Raw genomic sequence first — 14,517 nt, forward strand, 5'->3', positions numbered from 1 at the left:
TTCAGGCCAGTGTGATTTGAAGAGGGATTTGAAATGAGCCAAACATCTGACCAGATGGAGCTTCGCGAGAGCGATATTGTAAAGCATTACGATATGGCGCTGGCCATGTTGCAGGGCTTTGATCATGCGCCGCGTATTGGCAAAGCTGTGGTTGAAGACGCACCTGAGCGGTCATCGGGCATTGGGACGCGCCGTCGCTTTCGCTCGACCACGCCAGGGCTTGTGACGCGCCGCACAGCCGTTTCTGGTGCCGTTCAGGTGATGGCGCGGATTGAGGATGATGCACTCGTGACGCCCTTGCAGGCCACCGTGATGAATGCGTTGCGCCGCGCGGTGTCCATCGCCTTGGCCGTGGCAGAGGAATACGCGGAAAGCTCTGGCTTGGGTGATTTGAAGCGCTCGAACTTGGAAGGGTCCTTGCCCACCGCGCGCAAGACCGAGTTTTCGGAATTGCTGGCGGCGGAGGCACTGATCACCCTTTATGTTTTTGGCAATGCCACGGCCTATTTGCTGTCCCCCCATGCCTCAGAGGTCACTGTTGAACTGGGTGACGTTGAAGAGGTTCTGACCGATAACGGCCAGACCGCTTTGCATGGCGCACTTTGGGAGTTGGATCAGGACCTTGCGGCCCATGCATCCGATGATGCACGGCTTGTGGCGACGGTTTCGGGCTTTGCCGAGGCCTTGATGGAAAAGGTCGCCTTGCGTGCCGGATCAGCCCCACGTTTGGAGACGTTCGCGAATGCCACTTGGCGCGTTGAGGCGGATGATTTCACCGTTGCGGGCTTTTCCCCGGCGTCCAAGGCCAAGTCCACAACGCTGACCATGTCCTTCAAGAAACCCAACGAGGTCGTGGGCAACCACATCGCCAAATATCAAGCGATGAAGCTGTCCAAGATGCTCATGGCCTATGATTTTGACCGCCGTTTGAACCCGTTTGCGGAGCTTGGCGGGTTCATCTTTACCTTCATGGGCGACGGCAAACCGGGAACGGGCAAGACCACGCTGATCCAGATGATGGCGGGGATGGTGAACGACTATTGCGGGATCGCGGGCTATCCGTTTCGCTACCAGAACCTGAGCACAGACAACATCGACAGCTATCAGGGTAAATCAGGTCAGAACGCAAAAGCATTTATCAACAACGTGTTGGACCCGTCCGTGATCGGCTTTGGCACCATTGACGATATTGACCAGTTGGCTGGGAAACGTGGAGATCGGCAGTCGTCGGCGGGGCAGCTGGAAATCACTGCCGTGCTGATGGAAAGCTTTGCAGGCGCCAATACGGTCGTGCGCGGCAATTGCACCTTTGGCATGTTTTCGAACTATCCCGAGAATGTGGATGATGCGTTGCGCCAACGGGCGGGCGCACGGTTCTTGGTCGATGGGCCACAAACCCGCGAGGATTACATCGACATCCTGTACCTGCTGATGGGCAAAAACCACGACATCCCCACAGGCGCGCATGAGGTGTTTAGCGCGCAAGAAATCAAATCGGCGGTGGCCGCATCGTTTGAAAGCCACGCGAAGCCCCATGAAGAGGGGCTGATGCGGGTGTTTGATCAGGTGTCCTCGGAAATTGGTGAATTGGACACGATTGCGAAGCTCGGCACCTATCTGAAAGGCATCCAAGAGGCGGACGAGCGGTTCACCGGTCGCGCGATCAAGAACATCACGGATGCGGTGAAAGTGCGGGCGATGGACTTCGAATTGCCCGATGAATGGATGGAGGAACCCGACCTGTTCCTGTTCAAGGATTACGACACCAAGAAGGGCATGATTTCGGAGCTGCGCCAGCCGATCACGGTGGACATGGTGGTGCAGGAGATCAATCGCTACGCGGATTCCGAGTTTAGGTATGCGGATAAGTCGGATGAGGTAGCGATTGAGGGGATGGTGCGGGATATGGGGCGTCAGGTTGAGGCGAAGAAGCGGTTTTTGGGAGGGGAAGGGTGAATTGTGTCTCCTTCCTCGCAATTTCAGCCGTCGTACTTTTAGTTGAGTATTCAGTGTTCTTTTTTGTTGGAAAATTCATTGGTCAATTCTTGATCCCGTTCGGGGTTATCAAGACTGTCGTTGCTCTTGCAATTTCTTATGGTGTTTTCATGGCGTCACTTTCTTTGGTCATTCCACTTGTTATGTTGCAAGGCGGACCAGAATCAAAACACTTCTGTATCGAATGGGTGGATACCACTGTCACAACTTTAATAATGCTTGGGTCCGTATTTTATCTGATCATCATAGTATATTCTATCTGGCGAAAGGTAACCTTAATATGAAACGCCTCATCCAACGCGGCCTCATGTTTGGCAACCTGTTCCACGTCTCCTCGCCCGCCCTGGTCGAGCGCTACAATCGTGCGCTCAAACACCTCACCGGAAAAACCACAACCCTAACCGATTTCCACATCGACATTTCCGGCTATGCCCCCGAGATCGGGGAGGAGCTGAACGACCACCTCTACCTTAACCATGCGGGCGTCAATCGGCAGTTTATCCTGCTCAGCACCGATCAAAAACGCTGCCCCCTGCTGGGTGCGAAATTTTCGACCAGCTACACGATCTTGCGCGAATTCTTCGACACGAACGAGGCGCAACTCTTTGCCCTCACGGCCCGTGACGCGGTGGCGGGGGAGCTGGTCAACAGCGTCTATGACATCTCGACGCCGCAGCGCCTGTTTGACATTAGATCGGTGCAAATCGAGGCGGACACGACGCAGGGCACGGTGCAATCTGCGAACAACTTGGCCAAGAAAGTGGACCGCTTTCTGCAAGAAGACGACGCGTGGTTTGATGATGTGTTGATCGCGGAGATGATCGGCCTCGCGGGGGAAACGGGTGACGTGCGGCGCAATCCTGTGCGTTTGAACCATATGGAGTTCGCACAGGAGAATTTTTGGACCGCGCATTTTGGCGGGCTTTACATTTTTCAGGCGACGGACAGACAGGCGGCGATCACCTCGCGCTCGAAAGAACCCCTTGGCGATCTGCCTGTGACGCGCACCTACGACATCACGGAACGCAACCGCATTGCGCAATTCCTTGACGATTGCAATCTGGTCGAACCCATCGTGAAGGCGCGTGGCGTCGATGCGGCGGCGATCCTGCGGCAAAAGATGGATTTCATCCTGATTGATGCGGTAGCGGGCACGGGTGTGGATCTGTCAAACACCACCCGGCGCGATATGCGCCGCCTTGCGCGCGAACATTCCAGCCTTGTGCCAGAAGCGTACAAAGCCTTGGGGCAATTGGTGAATTGGGCGGAACATGGCGGGTCGTGGCCGAAGATTGATTCAGAACACCCTGCCTATTTCTACACGCTGCGGGCGGCTGATACCTCGGACAAAGACCTTGTGAATATGCTGCTGGCCGAGTTGTGCCCGCAAGACATCCGCCAGTTGTTCATTTGCCACAAAGAGCTGTTTTATGCGACTTATGCGGGGTGGTCGGACAGCAAGAAAGAGTATGTTGCGGACTATCTGGAGCGCGAGTACCAAGTGGATAAAGCGGGCGCGCGGGCGGCGTTGTTCGGGCATGAGGCGGCGATGGATGCGGCCCCCGGCCCGTGGGATCGCAACGATATGATTGATCGCGTGGGTCCTTGGGGCGCGGTGAGGAGGCGTTAAGATGTTTGCATTGGCACGGTTGTTGTTCATGGGGTTCATTGTTCTGACAGTGGTTTACGTGAGCCTGTCGTTTTATTCACGCGCGGTGCGGCGCGGAAAGCTGAAGGCTGAATGGTACGATGGCCCCCAAACCACGGACATCGACAGCTATGTGGATCAGGGGCTTGCCGACTATGATGGATCATTGCGGCGCAAACTGATCTTGGGGGTGTATATTGTGCCGTTCACCCTTATGTGTGTCATCATCTATCTGACCAATTTCGCCTGACCGGAGGGGCTTTTCGTGACCTATATCAAGTGGTTCTTTATCATCAGCTTCTGGGTCTTTGTGGCTGCGTTCTTTCACTATACGCTGCCACAAAAGGACATCGTGCGGATCACCGACACCTACGAAAAACGGGTGGACTTTGGGGAAAACTCGATCTTTTGGGCCAGTGCAGACACGGGCACCGATGGCACGGCCGTGAACCGCGATGTGTTTTTCATCCAGACCCGACTTGCAAGCAGCGATGGCGTCATGGTCTACCGCAACGAAGACACTGGCTGGGGTTGGCCGCCTTATCTGAAATTCGACACCTCAAACCTTCAGGCAGAGGCCGCCGATGCCAAATCAACGGCAGCAGATCCACAATACGCGATCATTCGGCACTATGGATGGCGTAATGAATTTATGTCGATCTTCCCCAATGCACTGGACGTGAAGATCGTGGACGGACCAAATGCGTCTAAAGGCATCCCATGGATCAATATCATCGTGCTGACATTGTTTGCGATGGTCACCTATTTCATCTGGGTACGTTGGCGCCGCTTCCGCATCGCGCGAATTGATCCGACGCTTGAAGAAATTCAAGACAATTGGGACGCAGCCGGAGACGCCGTTGATGAAAAGCGCGGGCGTATTCGCCGCTGGTTGGGAACGTGGAAAGCCAAATAGTCCCCTGTTCATCTCGCTAAATAAACCTCGGGGAGGTCGCACAGCGACGGGGGCTGGCCCCCCTGATCCCGCTCTAGATAATCTCGTCCTCATCAAACATCGGATCATCTTGCAAATGCAGGCTGTGACCCTCAACGGTGCTTTCAGCCCGCTTCATTGAAGCAACACGGGCCAGATGAAACACCGCGTCCCCTTCGTTCACGACAGGCAAAACGGCGCGGCCGACGATGATGCCGTCAAACGGGGCGATGATATCATTTTCCTGCTCACCAAACGGGTCAGATACAGACCCCATAACATCACCTTCATGGACCAGATCACCATCAGACTTGAACGTGCGCAACAGGCCGCCCATCGGGGCGCGCAACCATTTGGATGACGGGCAAAACTGTGGCTTCGCCTTCGGGCGCGACACACCTTTGGAACCGATCATCCCCATGTGATGCAAGACCCGCATGATGCCCGCGACACCTGCACGTACGGAAAATTCATCAAACCGCAAACCTTCACCCGCCTCGTAAAGCATCACTTTTTTACCCAAACGATGGGCTGTTTCACGCAACGATCCTTCACGTAAATTGCTTTCCATGATGACAGGTGCGCAGAAAATGTCGGCAAGGGCACGGGCATCTTCGTCATCCGGAGACACTCGAATTTGCGGATAGTTGGTGCGGTGAATTGCTGCGGAATGCAGGTCAATTCCCAGATCAGATCGTTCCACGATTTCACGCACAAACAGGTCAGCGAGGCGGGATGCCAAAGACCCTGTTTCACTGCCTGGAAAAGACCGGTTCAAATCGCGGCGGTCCGGCAAATAGCGGGACCGGTTGATAAACCCGAATGCGTTGACGATGGGCACCACAATCAACGTACCCTTCAACGACTTCAGGTTCGGCGTCTTTAGCAATCGACGCACAATTTCTATGCCGATCACCTCATCGCCGTGAATCCCCGCACTGATAAAGACGACAGGACCGTTCAAGCGGCCATGCACCACATGCGCTGACATGGTGACGGGTGTATGATCCGACAAGTAACTGACGGGCAAGTTTACTGTCCGGCGCGTGCCTGAAGCAACTGTTTCAGAGCCAATCTGAAACCCTTCGCGTTTGGGCATTGTTATCCTTTGCCTTTGGTCTTGGTGGCACCCGGTTTGGCGTGTTTTTCCATGTATTCGATGATCTTTCCTGCAATGTCGAGGCCCGTGGCCTTCTCGACACCTTCGAGGCCCGGAGACGAATTCACTTCCATGACGACGGGGCCATGATTGGCGCGTAGCATATCAACCCCGCATACATTCAAGCCCATGGATTTGGCGGCGCGCACTGCAGTGGCGCGTTCTTCAGGTGACAGTTTGATAACTTGGGCCGACCCGCCACGATGCAGGTTCGAGCGAAAATCACCTGCAGCGCCAGTGCGTTTCATAGCGGCAATGACCTTGCCCCCAACCACAATGGCGCGAATGTCCGTGCCGCCTGCTTCTTTAATGAATTCCTGCAGCAAAATGTTTGTATTTGCAGCACGGAACGCTTCGACAACAGATTTGGCGGACCGGTCGGTGTCAGCCAAAACAACGCCCAAACCCTGTGTGCCTTCCAGCAACTTGATCACAATGGGTGCACCGCCAGCCAGTTTCAGCACCTCTTCGGTCTGCTTGGGGTCATGGGCAAAAGTCGTGACTGGCAGGCCAATGCCATCACGCGCCAACAGTTGCATCGATCGCAGTTTATCGCGTGATCGCCCGATAGCGACACTTTCGTTCAACGGATAAACACCCATCATTTCGAACTGTCGCAATACGGCAAGGCCATAGAATGTGATCGACGCCCCGATACGCGGGATGACCGCATCATAGCCTTCCAACTTGTCCCCGTTGTAGTAAATTTCAGGACGCCGCGACGCGATATTCATGTAGCACCGCAACGTGTTGATGATATCCAGCTGGTGTCCGCGGGCCTCTGCCGCTTCTTGCAGGCGCCGGTGTGTGTATAGCTCTGCGTTGCGCGCCATCATTGCAATTTTCATGTTTTTGCCTTCCCCGTGATGTCCAACGCTTTGGCCGGATCTTGTGTTAAAAACCGGGCACGGGTGTGCACGGCGATGGCATGTTTGCTAAGGGCAGACCGGCCCACAATCATACGAAACTGCATTTCGCCACGTTCGGCCAAAGACAGGTCAATAGTCCAGGCCCGCCGCGCAATGCGGAATTTGGTGCGGATCACAATGCGCTCTTCCGGTTGCCCGGACGTGTTCTTAATTTCACGCAGGTCATGGATCGGACACTCGATCCAGACATCGCGGGCTTCATCATCAAACCTTGTGTGAAACCGGACCCACTGTGCACCATCTTTTTCAAACCGCGCAATTTGTTCGGCGTGCAGCGCAGATGTTCGCGCACCAGTGTCGATCTTTGCAATCATATTGGTCAGGCCCAAATCGGGCAGATCAACAGCCTCTTGCCATCCGATCACCGTAAGGGCGCGTTTTGGCTTTGGATCGTTCATTCGGCGCCTCCTATACGGAATCGTCTAAAGCATCAGACTAGCAGCGGATATAGGGAAAGAAAACGCGAACTCAGTCCGAGAAAAGGTAATCTGCCTGCGCAATTTCAAACGCTTTTTCCGGGCTGATCCGCAAAAAAGAAGCCAATGCTTTTGCGTTTTCTTCGGCCCCCGCCCCTTCCCGCATTTTTTCCAGGTTTTCAAAACCCGCGTCGCGGATGCGATCACTTTCAAAGATCATGTCATTTCGAATGGTCGGCAACAACCGTTCCAGCGTGTCCGTAGAGGTCTGATCCCCCGCCAGACCCACACGCATCGCGTGGCCAATCAGGTAATCATCAGAAAACCCGCAATCGATTTCCAACATCCGCGTTACGGATCTGTCACCTGCAAAATCCTGCAACAGATCAACATTTCCGGGGTCCATGCAAACGATCAATTTGTCTGTCTCATAGTAGTCAAACAACATCCGCATCAATGCCCTGCGGTGCCGCGCCCGTTTGCCCAAAGTCTTTTGGATACCTCCAAGATCAGGCAAAGGCGTGTCTTCTTCGTTAAAGATGTATTCCAAAGCCGGGACATTTGTGACCTGCCGGATCCGCTCCAAAACGCGTTTGGCCACGTGCCACTTTTTGCAAATCACGATCATCAATTCGCGTTCGCGCCCCAGCGTACTTTCGGTTTCCCAGAACCGCATCCCAAAACGTCGCCCGATGCGCCCGCGCCCGGTCAAGAATTTGAACAGGCTGGTCCCTTCGTTCGAGATTTTGAATTGCACCCCGACCGCCGCATACAGCAATCCCAACCTGCGTTTCAGGTCTTTGGCCTCCGGGCTGATCTTTCGGGCAAACAGGAAATCCTGACTGAGCAACAGATCATAGTGATCGTCATAGAACGTCACCGGCATCCCGTAATCCGTGAACATCAAAAACGTCAGCGTGCGCGTTCGAATTTCTTCTTTTGGCACAACATGGCGCACAATGGTCTGAAAGAAGGTTTCATCTGGAATCCATGTGGTGCGGAAAAACCGCATAACGTCTTTGCGTTGACGTGTGAAATCCAGAACCCATTCCACCGTGCGACGGCGCAAACACCACCATTGGCTGCCGATCATAACCTGTATGTCGTCTGGAATATCCCGCGTGATGCCAAATTTACGCTGCATATTGAATGACGTGTAGAACCGCCATTTCTGTGTCCGTTCGTTGAAGAAGTGGCGATAGATCAGCCGTTCTTCTTTCATGCCGGTCTTGATCCAGTCACTTTCGAAATAATCGAAGCTTTCGATAAAGTCGGCGTCGTTGTCGTCCAGAAACTGATGCGTGTATTCCGCCGATTTTACCGCCATGCAATCGCCCGATAGCATGTAAAAATGTGTGGCCTTGGGAAAGGCATCAACGGCAGATTCCACCGCGTACAAAGTGGCCTGCACCAGCGACCATTCCCCCCACCCGCATTTGATGCGTTTGTGGGCATATGTGACGTGGTCGTTGTCTTTCAAAGCGTCTTTGATTTGGGCGTAGTGGGCGGGGTTCGCGCTGGCGTCAAAATGAATCGACATATAGTCGCCAACAGCCGTCAGGCGTTGAGCCTGCTTAATGATCGCTTCTGGATCCTTGTGACATAGCAATATGTAGGCGATTTTTGCCATATTAGAAACGAACAGCCCCTTTACGCCTGATTGTTTACCTAGTTAATGGTGAAGACAGATTGAATAAACAGGATTTTTTTGCTTTTTTAAGGGACAGGCAAACTGTTGCAGATAAAACAGGCCATACGAGCACAAGGACGAGTGATATGGGATTTCCCGGAACGTGGATGACAGAGACCGAAAGCGTAGTGTACCGCGTGGTGCCCAAATGCGCCTGCTCGACCATCGGTCAGATCATGTATTACTCTGACCATGGTGATTTTTTTGATGGCGATATTCATGACGCCAAAAACGGGTTGCACAAGTGGGCGCTGGACGACAGCCAGCCGTTGATCTCTGCCAATGTGCAGGCCCACAAATCCTACGCCTTCACCTGCGTACGCAATCCCTACACCCGTATCCTGTCGTCCTTTTTTGACAAAATTTGTGGTATTCAACGCAATGGCAAACGCTATCGTGGCAATCTTGTCCCGCTTTTGATCCAAAAATACGGCATCGAAGTCGGTGGCGACGATGGCAAACAGGACTTTGATCAAATCAAGTCGTTCCGCCGCTTTTTGCTATTTGCCCGCGATACAATCCGCTGGCGACGCCCTATGGATCCCGACATCCACTGGTCCGCCATGTCAGGCCACGTCAGCACCTATATCGTGAACGGCGGCACCTACGATAAAATCCTGTGGACAGAAAAATTCAACGAAGGCATGGCCGACGTGCTTGGCGCGATTGAAACGCCCCACGCCGTCGATCTGGATGCGATTCCCCGCTTTAACGAAAGCGAAGGCCACGGCCCCAAACGCGCCCATCCGGTCGAGGATTATTTCGACGATATGTCGATGCATCTGGTCTACGAGATATTCAAGCGCGATTTCGACGTGTTCAAATACGACTTTGAGAACCCCGGAAACAAAATGCCTATCGGTGAAATTGATCTGGAAGAAGTTCACAAAAAACTGGGCGACTAATCAGGCGTCGCCGCAGTTTTATCCAGTTACTCAATCGTTGTCGGTTTCACCGGCCCCCGCACCCGCCAACCGGGAGGCTTCAGTGTCGGGGGCAAACGTCCGATGGCCAAACGCCAGCAAAGCGGTCCAGTCTTCGGCTGCAATCGGTAGGCGCTCTTGCGGTTGAAAGACACGTTTGGCCTTTAATTCCGCCGACCATGTCACCGCTCGTGTCGACTGCACCTGCAAGGTATCAGGACTTGCATCCAACAACAGCGCATTTGGCGTTGCCGTGAAAGCGGCCCCATTCCACGCGACTGAAACCGGACCGTCCGTCAGGCGTGCGGCCATAGCTGCGAAAGGCAGCAGCAAGATCGGAACAAAGCAGGGTCCAAAATCGATGGTCCGGCCTGCGGCGAGTGTTGCCGCCATATCCGACACCGCCGCCCCGCTGACAAGCGGACACAGCGCATCGGCTGACGCGATCCACACACCTGCATCTGACTGTGGCGAAAACAACTGGTAAGGATTGTCGTCAAATCCGGTCAAAAGCTGTGCCAATGACTTTGGACCTGGCAACCCTTGCGCCGCAAGCCAGCGCACTGCCTTGCCGGCATCTTCTGCCAGCCCCCAAGGCACCCCCGCCCCCCAAGCGGCACGTTTCGCTGTGGTTTCAACTTCGTTTAGTGAATACACGCGTTTGCCCTTGCTGCACTTGGATAGGACCAGTCGTCGTCACCTGCCTGCATCAACTCATGCGGAAACGGAGCATTCTGGAACATGGTGATCCGCACCCAACGGTCTGACCTGGGGTCAAAATGGGTCGCCCCAAAGAAGGACAGCTTGCAGCGCAGCAAATCAATCGGCAGCATTTTGGCGGCGATCGTGTTGTCGCGAATTTCTGCATAGGGGTGATGCGCCACGATCTGCGCCCGACGCGCCACGTGTCTGTGTTGCGGGTATTTCATCAAGAAAGCGGCCAATGTAGACGGGTTTGCATCACGTGAAGCCCAAGCGACCAGATCATCGTAGAACCGCGCAGCATCGCGGCCCGGCGCCAAAGGCTGTTCGTAGGGCTCAATCGGCTCTTCAAAGCGTTCGCCTAGGCGCGGTTCCAGCTTTTCTTCTGACGTGTACCAGACCCGCGCCACGTTGTCGGACGTTTGCCAATCTGTATCAATGGCCCACCCAAACACGTCCCGCAGCACCTCTTGCATACGCGTCACGGACATCGCGCCGTCTATGGCAAAGACCGCCCCTTCATCTGCGCCCATCGTCCCTGTCAGATCATCGACCAATGCGCCATAGGGTTCTAACATCATCGACACCAACAACTCTTGGCCTTCTGTGCTTAGGTGTTGCTCAGACCAACGATACAGATGGTCCCAAGGTGTGTCATCGTCCAATGCGCAGGCATCAACATGCGCGATCAACAGGCTTAAGTCCGCCTTTAAATCTGCGATTTTTTCAATCTGGATCGGATGTGCCGATTGCCAAATTTTGACGTTGTATTGCGCACGCCGCACCACGTCGCAGAACACAGCTTTCTCTGACGCGTTTGCATGGTCTATGCTGCGCACCCGTGCCAAAGCCACTTCACGTGCGGTTATCCAATTGTTCAGCAACACAGGATGGTTCACGATGAAAGGTGCCATCCCCAAGCCTGTCGAATTGCCCACACCAAACTGGCGGCGCAGCTCAGGGTCCATTGCAACGGCGGTATCGGGTGACCGCAGCTTGGCCATGTGTTCAACCAGATCAAGAGCATAGGCGCGGATCAAAAACACGGCCAGCATTTCGGTTTGGAAGGGCAAAGCGCCAGCGTCGTGGTCTGCGGCACCGAATTTGCCGGACCCGTATACAGCTGTCGTGCGCATCAAATATCCAACAGCCGCAATCTGGGCAGGATCGGGTTGCATCCCTTCTGCCAACCGCGACACAACATGTTCGAACAAGCGCACGGACCGGTTGGCGCGTGACAAGGACACTTCTGATGACGTAACCCGACCGGCTTCTTGTTTGGGGACATTGCGGCGCAAGCGTTCGATGTCGTCCACGGATGGCACACCTTTGCACAGGGTAAATGTCGAATCCCATGCGTGGGCGATGACACGATCCGACCGCTGTTCAGGCGGCAAGTCATGTCCGAAACACACCAAACTATATGTCGCGTCGGGACCATGCGCTGTGTAAACGGCGTGGCCGACGCCTTTGACGTCCATGTCAAAGATCGGCCGCGAAAATTGCCAGTTTTCGGTCTTCAACCGGCGCAGCAGGGTGCGCATGAAGGACAAGCGGCTTTGGTGAAAAGACCCCATACGGGCCAAACGCATCACGGTCGCAGGATCACGTAATGCAATTTGCGGGTGCTCAACCTGTTCAGCTTTCATCGCCGATCCTTTCGTGTGTCTTAGTGCGTTCGTCTATTTGGGCCCAAAGTTCTCAGCATAAAAACGGTGCCAGTTTCCGCCCATGATGCCTGCTGCTTCTTCTGGTGAAAATCCCGCAGCCTTAAGGCCATTTTCGATGTTGTCAAAATCGCGGTTGTCTTCGAACCAATAGGGCATGGGTGGAAATCCGGGCGCCGCAGCTGACCCTTCACCATAGTCGATTTGCTTGCTCCACCGTCCAACGCGCATCCATTCAACAACGCTATCGGGATGATCCTGGCACAGATCCGTGCCGATTCCCAAACGGTCAGGTCCGAATTTTTCAGCCGTGCGGGCAATCATCTCGCAAAAGCTTTCCAAGGTGCAATCCGACTTGTCTTTCAGGTGATGCGGATAGACCGAAAACCCCAACATTCCGCCATTTTGTGTGACGGCGCGGATCACGTCGTCTTTTTTGTTGCGCAGCGCAGGGCACCACTCATAGGGATTGGCATGCGTGATCGCGATAGGGCGCTCAGAGATATCTGCCGCCTCAATCGTGGACCGGTCGCCCGAGTGGCTCATGTCGATGACAAGCCCCACGCGGTTCATTTCCTTGATGACCTGCTTGCCCATGCGTGTGATGCCGCTGTCTTCGTCTTCATAGCAGCCCGTCGCCAGCAAAGACTGGTTGTTGTAGGTCAGCTGCATGAAGCGCGCGCCAAGGCTGTGCACGATTTCCACCAAACCGATGTCGTCTTCGATGGGGCTTGGGTTCTGGAACCCAAAGAAGATCGCCGTGCGCCCTGTGTCTTGGGCCACTTGCACATCAGACGCCCACTGCCCCTTCATGATCAGGTCGGGATACTGTTCGAACCAGCGGTTCCACTGTTCAAAATTCAGCACCGTTTCGCGGAAGTTCTCGTGGTAGGCGATGGTCACGTGCACCGCGTCCACACCACCTTCGCGCATCTGGCGGAAAATCTTTTCCGACCAGTTGGCGTATTGCAAGTTGTCGATGCGCGGGGTGCGTTGCATCACAAAGGCGTCCCGGCGCTGATGTAGGCGGTTTTGACTGTGGTGTAGAATTCTGCTGCCGCTTTGCCTTGTTCGCGCGGCCCGTAAGAGCTGTCGCCGCGTCCCCCGAATGGGACGTGATAATCGGTGCCCGCCGTCGGCAGGTTCACCGTGACCACGCCTGTGCGCGCGTTGCGACGGAAATGTGTGGCACGCGCAAGGTTCTGCGTCACGATCCCCGAGGTGAGGCCAAAGTTGGTATCGTTGACCGTGGCCAATGCTTCGGCGTAGCTGTCGACTTTGATCACGGACGTGAGCGGCGCAAACATTTCCTCGCGGTTGATCCGCATATCGTTGGTTGTGTTCAAGAAGACGCCAGGTGACATGTAAAAGCCGTCATGCGGCATTTCCAAACGCGCCCCGCCACAGGCCAGTTCCGCGCCCTCGGACACACCAAGGGCCGCGTATTCAAGATTTTCCATCAATTGTTGTTCGCTGACAACTGGTCCCATTTGCGTGCCTTCGCCCAGCGCATGGCCGACTTTCATGGCTTGCGTGCCCGCCACCAGTTTTTCGACAAACGCATCGTGGATGCTGGCATGGATAACAAGGCGTGAGGACGCCGTGCATTTCTGGCCCGTACCCCCAAAGGCGCCACCCAACGCCAAGGTAACCGCCAGATCAAGGTCCGCATCATCCATCACAGCCAATGCGTTTTTCGATCCCATTTCCATCTGCACTTTGGTCAGGTTCTGAATGGCTGCCGATGCGATGCCTTTGCCCACAGGCACCGACCCCGTGAAGGAAATCGCGTCGATCTTGGGGCTTTCCACAAGCCGCTGGCCAATATCGCTGCCCGACCCCATGACCAAGCTGAACAAACCTTTGGGAATGTCCTGACGTGTGATAATATCGGTCAACGCCACGGCAGAGGCCGGGGTCATGTTGGCAGGCTTCCAAACAACAGCGTTCCCATAGCACAGCGCCGGCGCGATTTTCCAAGATGCCGTGGCGGTTGGAAAGTTCCATGGTGAAATGATGGCAACAGTGCCAACGGCTTCGCGGCGCACATCGACTTCGACGCCGGGGCGCACGGAATCGGCATTTTCACCCAATTGGCGCAGACATTCAGCAGCGTAATATGTGAAAAACTGGCCGGCGCGGTACACTTCGCCTTTGCCTTCGGCCAACGGCTTGCCTTCTTCGCGGCTAAGTAATGTGCCCAGTTCTTCGGCGCGTTCCATCATTTCATTGCCAATGGCCATCAAGACCGCCTGCTTGCGTTCCATGCCGTAGGCTTCCCATTCGGCTTGGGCGCGGCGGGCTTGATCCAATGTGGCGTCTAGCTGATCTGCACTGGCCTGCGCGAACATACCAATCACATCCGTCAGATCCGACGGGTTGCGGTTTTCGATGTGCGAAATCCCGTCCGTCCATTCACCTGCGATGTAGTTTTTGCGAAGATCTTGCATGATA

General features: G+C 54.8%; 13 protein-coding genes. 5 read left to right on the plus strand and 8 right to left on the minus strand.

What is annotated here, in order from left to right:
- The first annotated feature begins 33 nt into the window (after nt 1–33).
- From ASD8599_RS17905 to ASD8599_RS17925, 4 genes are all read left to right on the plus strand, one after another.
- Nucleotides 34–1,956, plus strand: a complete 1,923-nt coding sequence (locus tag ASD8599_RS17905; RefSeq protein WP_108829800.1) for an ATP-binding protein — start codon at nt 34–36, stop codon at nt 1,954–1,956.
- A 319-nt stretch (nt 1,957–2,275) separates the two neighbouring features.
- A complete protein-coding gene (locus ASD8599_RS17915) occupies nt 2,276–3,625 on the plus strand; it encodes a DUF6638 family protein (RefSeq protein WP_108829802.1) in 1,350 nt (449 codons plus the stop codon).
- Nucleotide 3,626: 1 nt separating this feature from the next.
- The gene (locus tag ASD8599_RS17920; protein ID WP_108829803.1) at nt 3,627–3,893 is read left to right on the plus strand and encodes a hypothetical protein; all 267 of its coding nucleotides are present in this window, start codon (nt 3,627–3,629) and stop codon (nt 3,891–3,893) included.
- Nucleotides 3,894–3,908: 15 nt separating this feature from the next.
- Complete coding sequence (locus tag ASD8599_RS17925) at nt 3,909–4,559, plus strand: DUF1523 family protein (protein ID WP_108829804.1); 651 nt, start codon at nt 3,909–3,911, stop codon at nt 4,557–4,559.
- Between the two features lie 73 nt (nt 4,560–4,632).
- On the opposite strand, the gene ASD8599_RS17930 is transcribed toward ASD8599_RS17925, so the two are convergent.
- The 4 genes from ASD8599_RS17930 to ASD8599_RS17945 form a co-directional block, all read right to left on the minus strand.
- A complete protein-coding gene (locus ASD8599_RS17930) occupies nt 4,633–5,676 on the minus strand; it encodes a succinylglutamate desuccinylase/aspartoacylase family protein (protein ID WP_108829805.1) in 1,044 nt (347 codons plus the stop codon).
- 2 nt (nt 5,677–5,678) lie between these two features.
- Nucleotides 5,679–6,584, minus strand: a complete 906-nt coding sequence (gene rimK, locus ASD8599_RS17935) for a 30S ribosomal protein S6--L-glutamate ligase (RefSeq protein WP_108829806.1) — start codon at nt 6,582–6,584, stop codon at nt 5,679–5,681.
- Nucleotides 6,581–7,063 carry an ATP-dependent zinc protease family protein gene (locus ASD8599_RS17940; protein WP_108829807.1) on the minus strand — a complete coding sequence of 161 codons (483 nt, stop codon included), beginning with the start codon at nt 7,061–7,063 and terminating at the stop codon, nt 6,581–6,583. The genes rimK and ASD8599_RS17940 overlap by 4 nt, the downstream gene beginning before the upstream one ends.
- A 70-nt stretch (nt 7,064–7,133) precedes the next feature.
- Complete coding sequence (locus ASD8599_RS17945) at nt 7,134–8,711, minus strand: DUF5928 domain-containing protein (protein ID WP_108829808.1); 1,578 nt, start codon at nt 8,709–8,711, stop codon at nt 7,134–7,136.
- Nucleotides 8,712–8,857: 146 nt separating this feature from the next.
- Here ASD8599_RS17945 and ASD8599_RS17950 point away from each other — a divergent pair, with 146 nt between their 5' ends.
- Nucleotides 8,858–9,676, plus strand: a complete 819-nt coding sequence (locus ASD8599_RS17950; protein WP_108829809.1) for a sulfotransferase family protein — start codon at nt 8,858–8,860, stop codon at nt 9,674–9,676.
- 30 nt (nt 9,677–9,706) lie between these two features.
- Here ASD8599_RS17950 and ASD8599_RS17955 read toward each other — a convergent pair whose 3' ends face one another.
- The 4 genes from ASD8599_RS17955 to ASD8599_RS17970 are packed head-to-tail and all read right to left on the minus strand — an operon-like array spanning nt 9,707 to nt 14,513.
- A complete protein-coding gene (locus ASD8599_RS17955; protein ID WP_108829810.1) occupies nt 9,707–10,351 on the minus strand; it encodes a DUF3726 domain-containing protein in 645 nt (214 codons plus the stop codon).
- A complete protein-coding gene (locus tag ASD8599_RS17960) occupies nt 10,339–12,045 on the minus strand; it encodes a hypothetical protein (protein ID WP_108829811.1) in 1,707 nt (568 codons plus the stop codon). The genes ASD8599_RS17955 and ASD8599_RS17960 overlap by 13 nt, the downstream gene beginning before the upstream one ends.
- Nucleotides 12,046–12,078: 33 nt before the next feature.
- Nucleotides 12,079–13,062 (minus strand): membrane dipeptidase, encoded by a 984-nt coding sequence (locus ASD8599_RS17965; protein WP_108829812.1) that lies wholly within the window; start codon nt 13,060–13,062, stop codon nt 12,079–12,081.
- The gene (locus tag ASD8599_RS17970) at nt 13,062–14,513 is read right to left on the minus strand and encodes an aldehyde dehydrogenase family protein (protein ID WP_108829813.1); all 1,452 of its coding nucleotides are present in this window, start codon (nt 14,511–14,513) and stop codon (nt 13,062–13,064) included. The genes ASD8599_RS17965 and ASD8599_RS17970 overlap by 1 nt, the downstream gene beginning before the upstream one ends.
- Nucleotides 14,514–14,517: the final 4 nt, after the last annotated feature.

Origin of the sequence: Ascidiaceihabitans donghaensis (assembly GCF_900302465.1) — a bacterium.
GTDB lineage: Bacteria > Pseudomonadota > Alphaproteobacteria > Rhodobacterales > Rhodobacteraceae > Ascidiaceihabitans > Ascidiaceihabitans donghaensis.

Coding starts and splice junctions, on each gene's coding strand:
- ASD8599_RS17905 (WP_108829800.1), top strand. CDS start 34: ATGAGCCAAACATCTGACCAGATGGAGCTTCGCGAGAGCGATATTGTA.
- ASD8599_RS17915 (WP_108829802.1), top strand. CDS start 2,276: ATGAAACGCCTCATCCAACGCGGCCTCATGTTTGGCAACCTGTTCCAC.
- ASD8599_RS17920 (WP_108829803.1), top strand. CDS start 3,627: ATGTTTGCATTGGCACGGTTGTTGTTCATGGGGTTCATTGTTCTGACA.
- ASD8599_RS17930 (WP_108829805.1), bottom strand. CDS start 5,676: ATGCCCAAACGCGAAGGGTTTCAGATTGGCTCTGAAACAGTTGCTTCA.
- rimK (WP_108829806.1), bottom strand. CDS start 6,584: ATGAAAATTGCAATGATGGCGCGCAACGCAGAGCTATACACACACCGG.
- ASD8599_RS17940 (WP_108829807.1), bottom strand. CDS start 7,063: ATGAACGATCCAAAGCCAAAACGCGCCCTTACGGTGATCGGATGGCAA.
- ASD8599_RS17945 (WP_108829808.1), bottom strand. CDS start 8,711: ATGGCAAAAATCGCCTACATATTGCTATGTCACAAGGATCCAGAAGCG.
- ASD8599_RS17950 (WP_108829809.1), top strand. CDS start 8,858: ATGGGATTTCCCGGAACGTGGATGACAGAGACCGAAAGCGTAGTGTAC.
- ASD8599_RS17960 (WP_108829811.1), bottom strand. CDS start 12,045: ATGAAAGCTGAACAGGTTGAGCACCCGCAAATTGCATTACGTGATCCT.
- ASD8599_RS17965 (WP_108829812.1), bottom strand. CDS start 13,062: ATGCAACGCACCCCGCGCATCGACAACTTGCAATACGCCAACTGGTCG.
- ASD8599_RS17970 (WP_108829813.1), bottom strand. CDS start 14,513: ATGCAAGATCTTCGCAAAAACTACATCGCAGGTGAATGGACGGACGGG.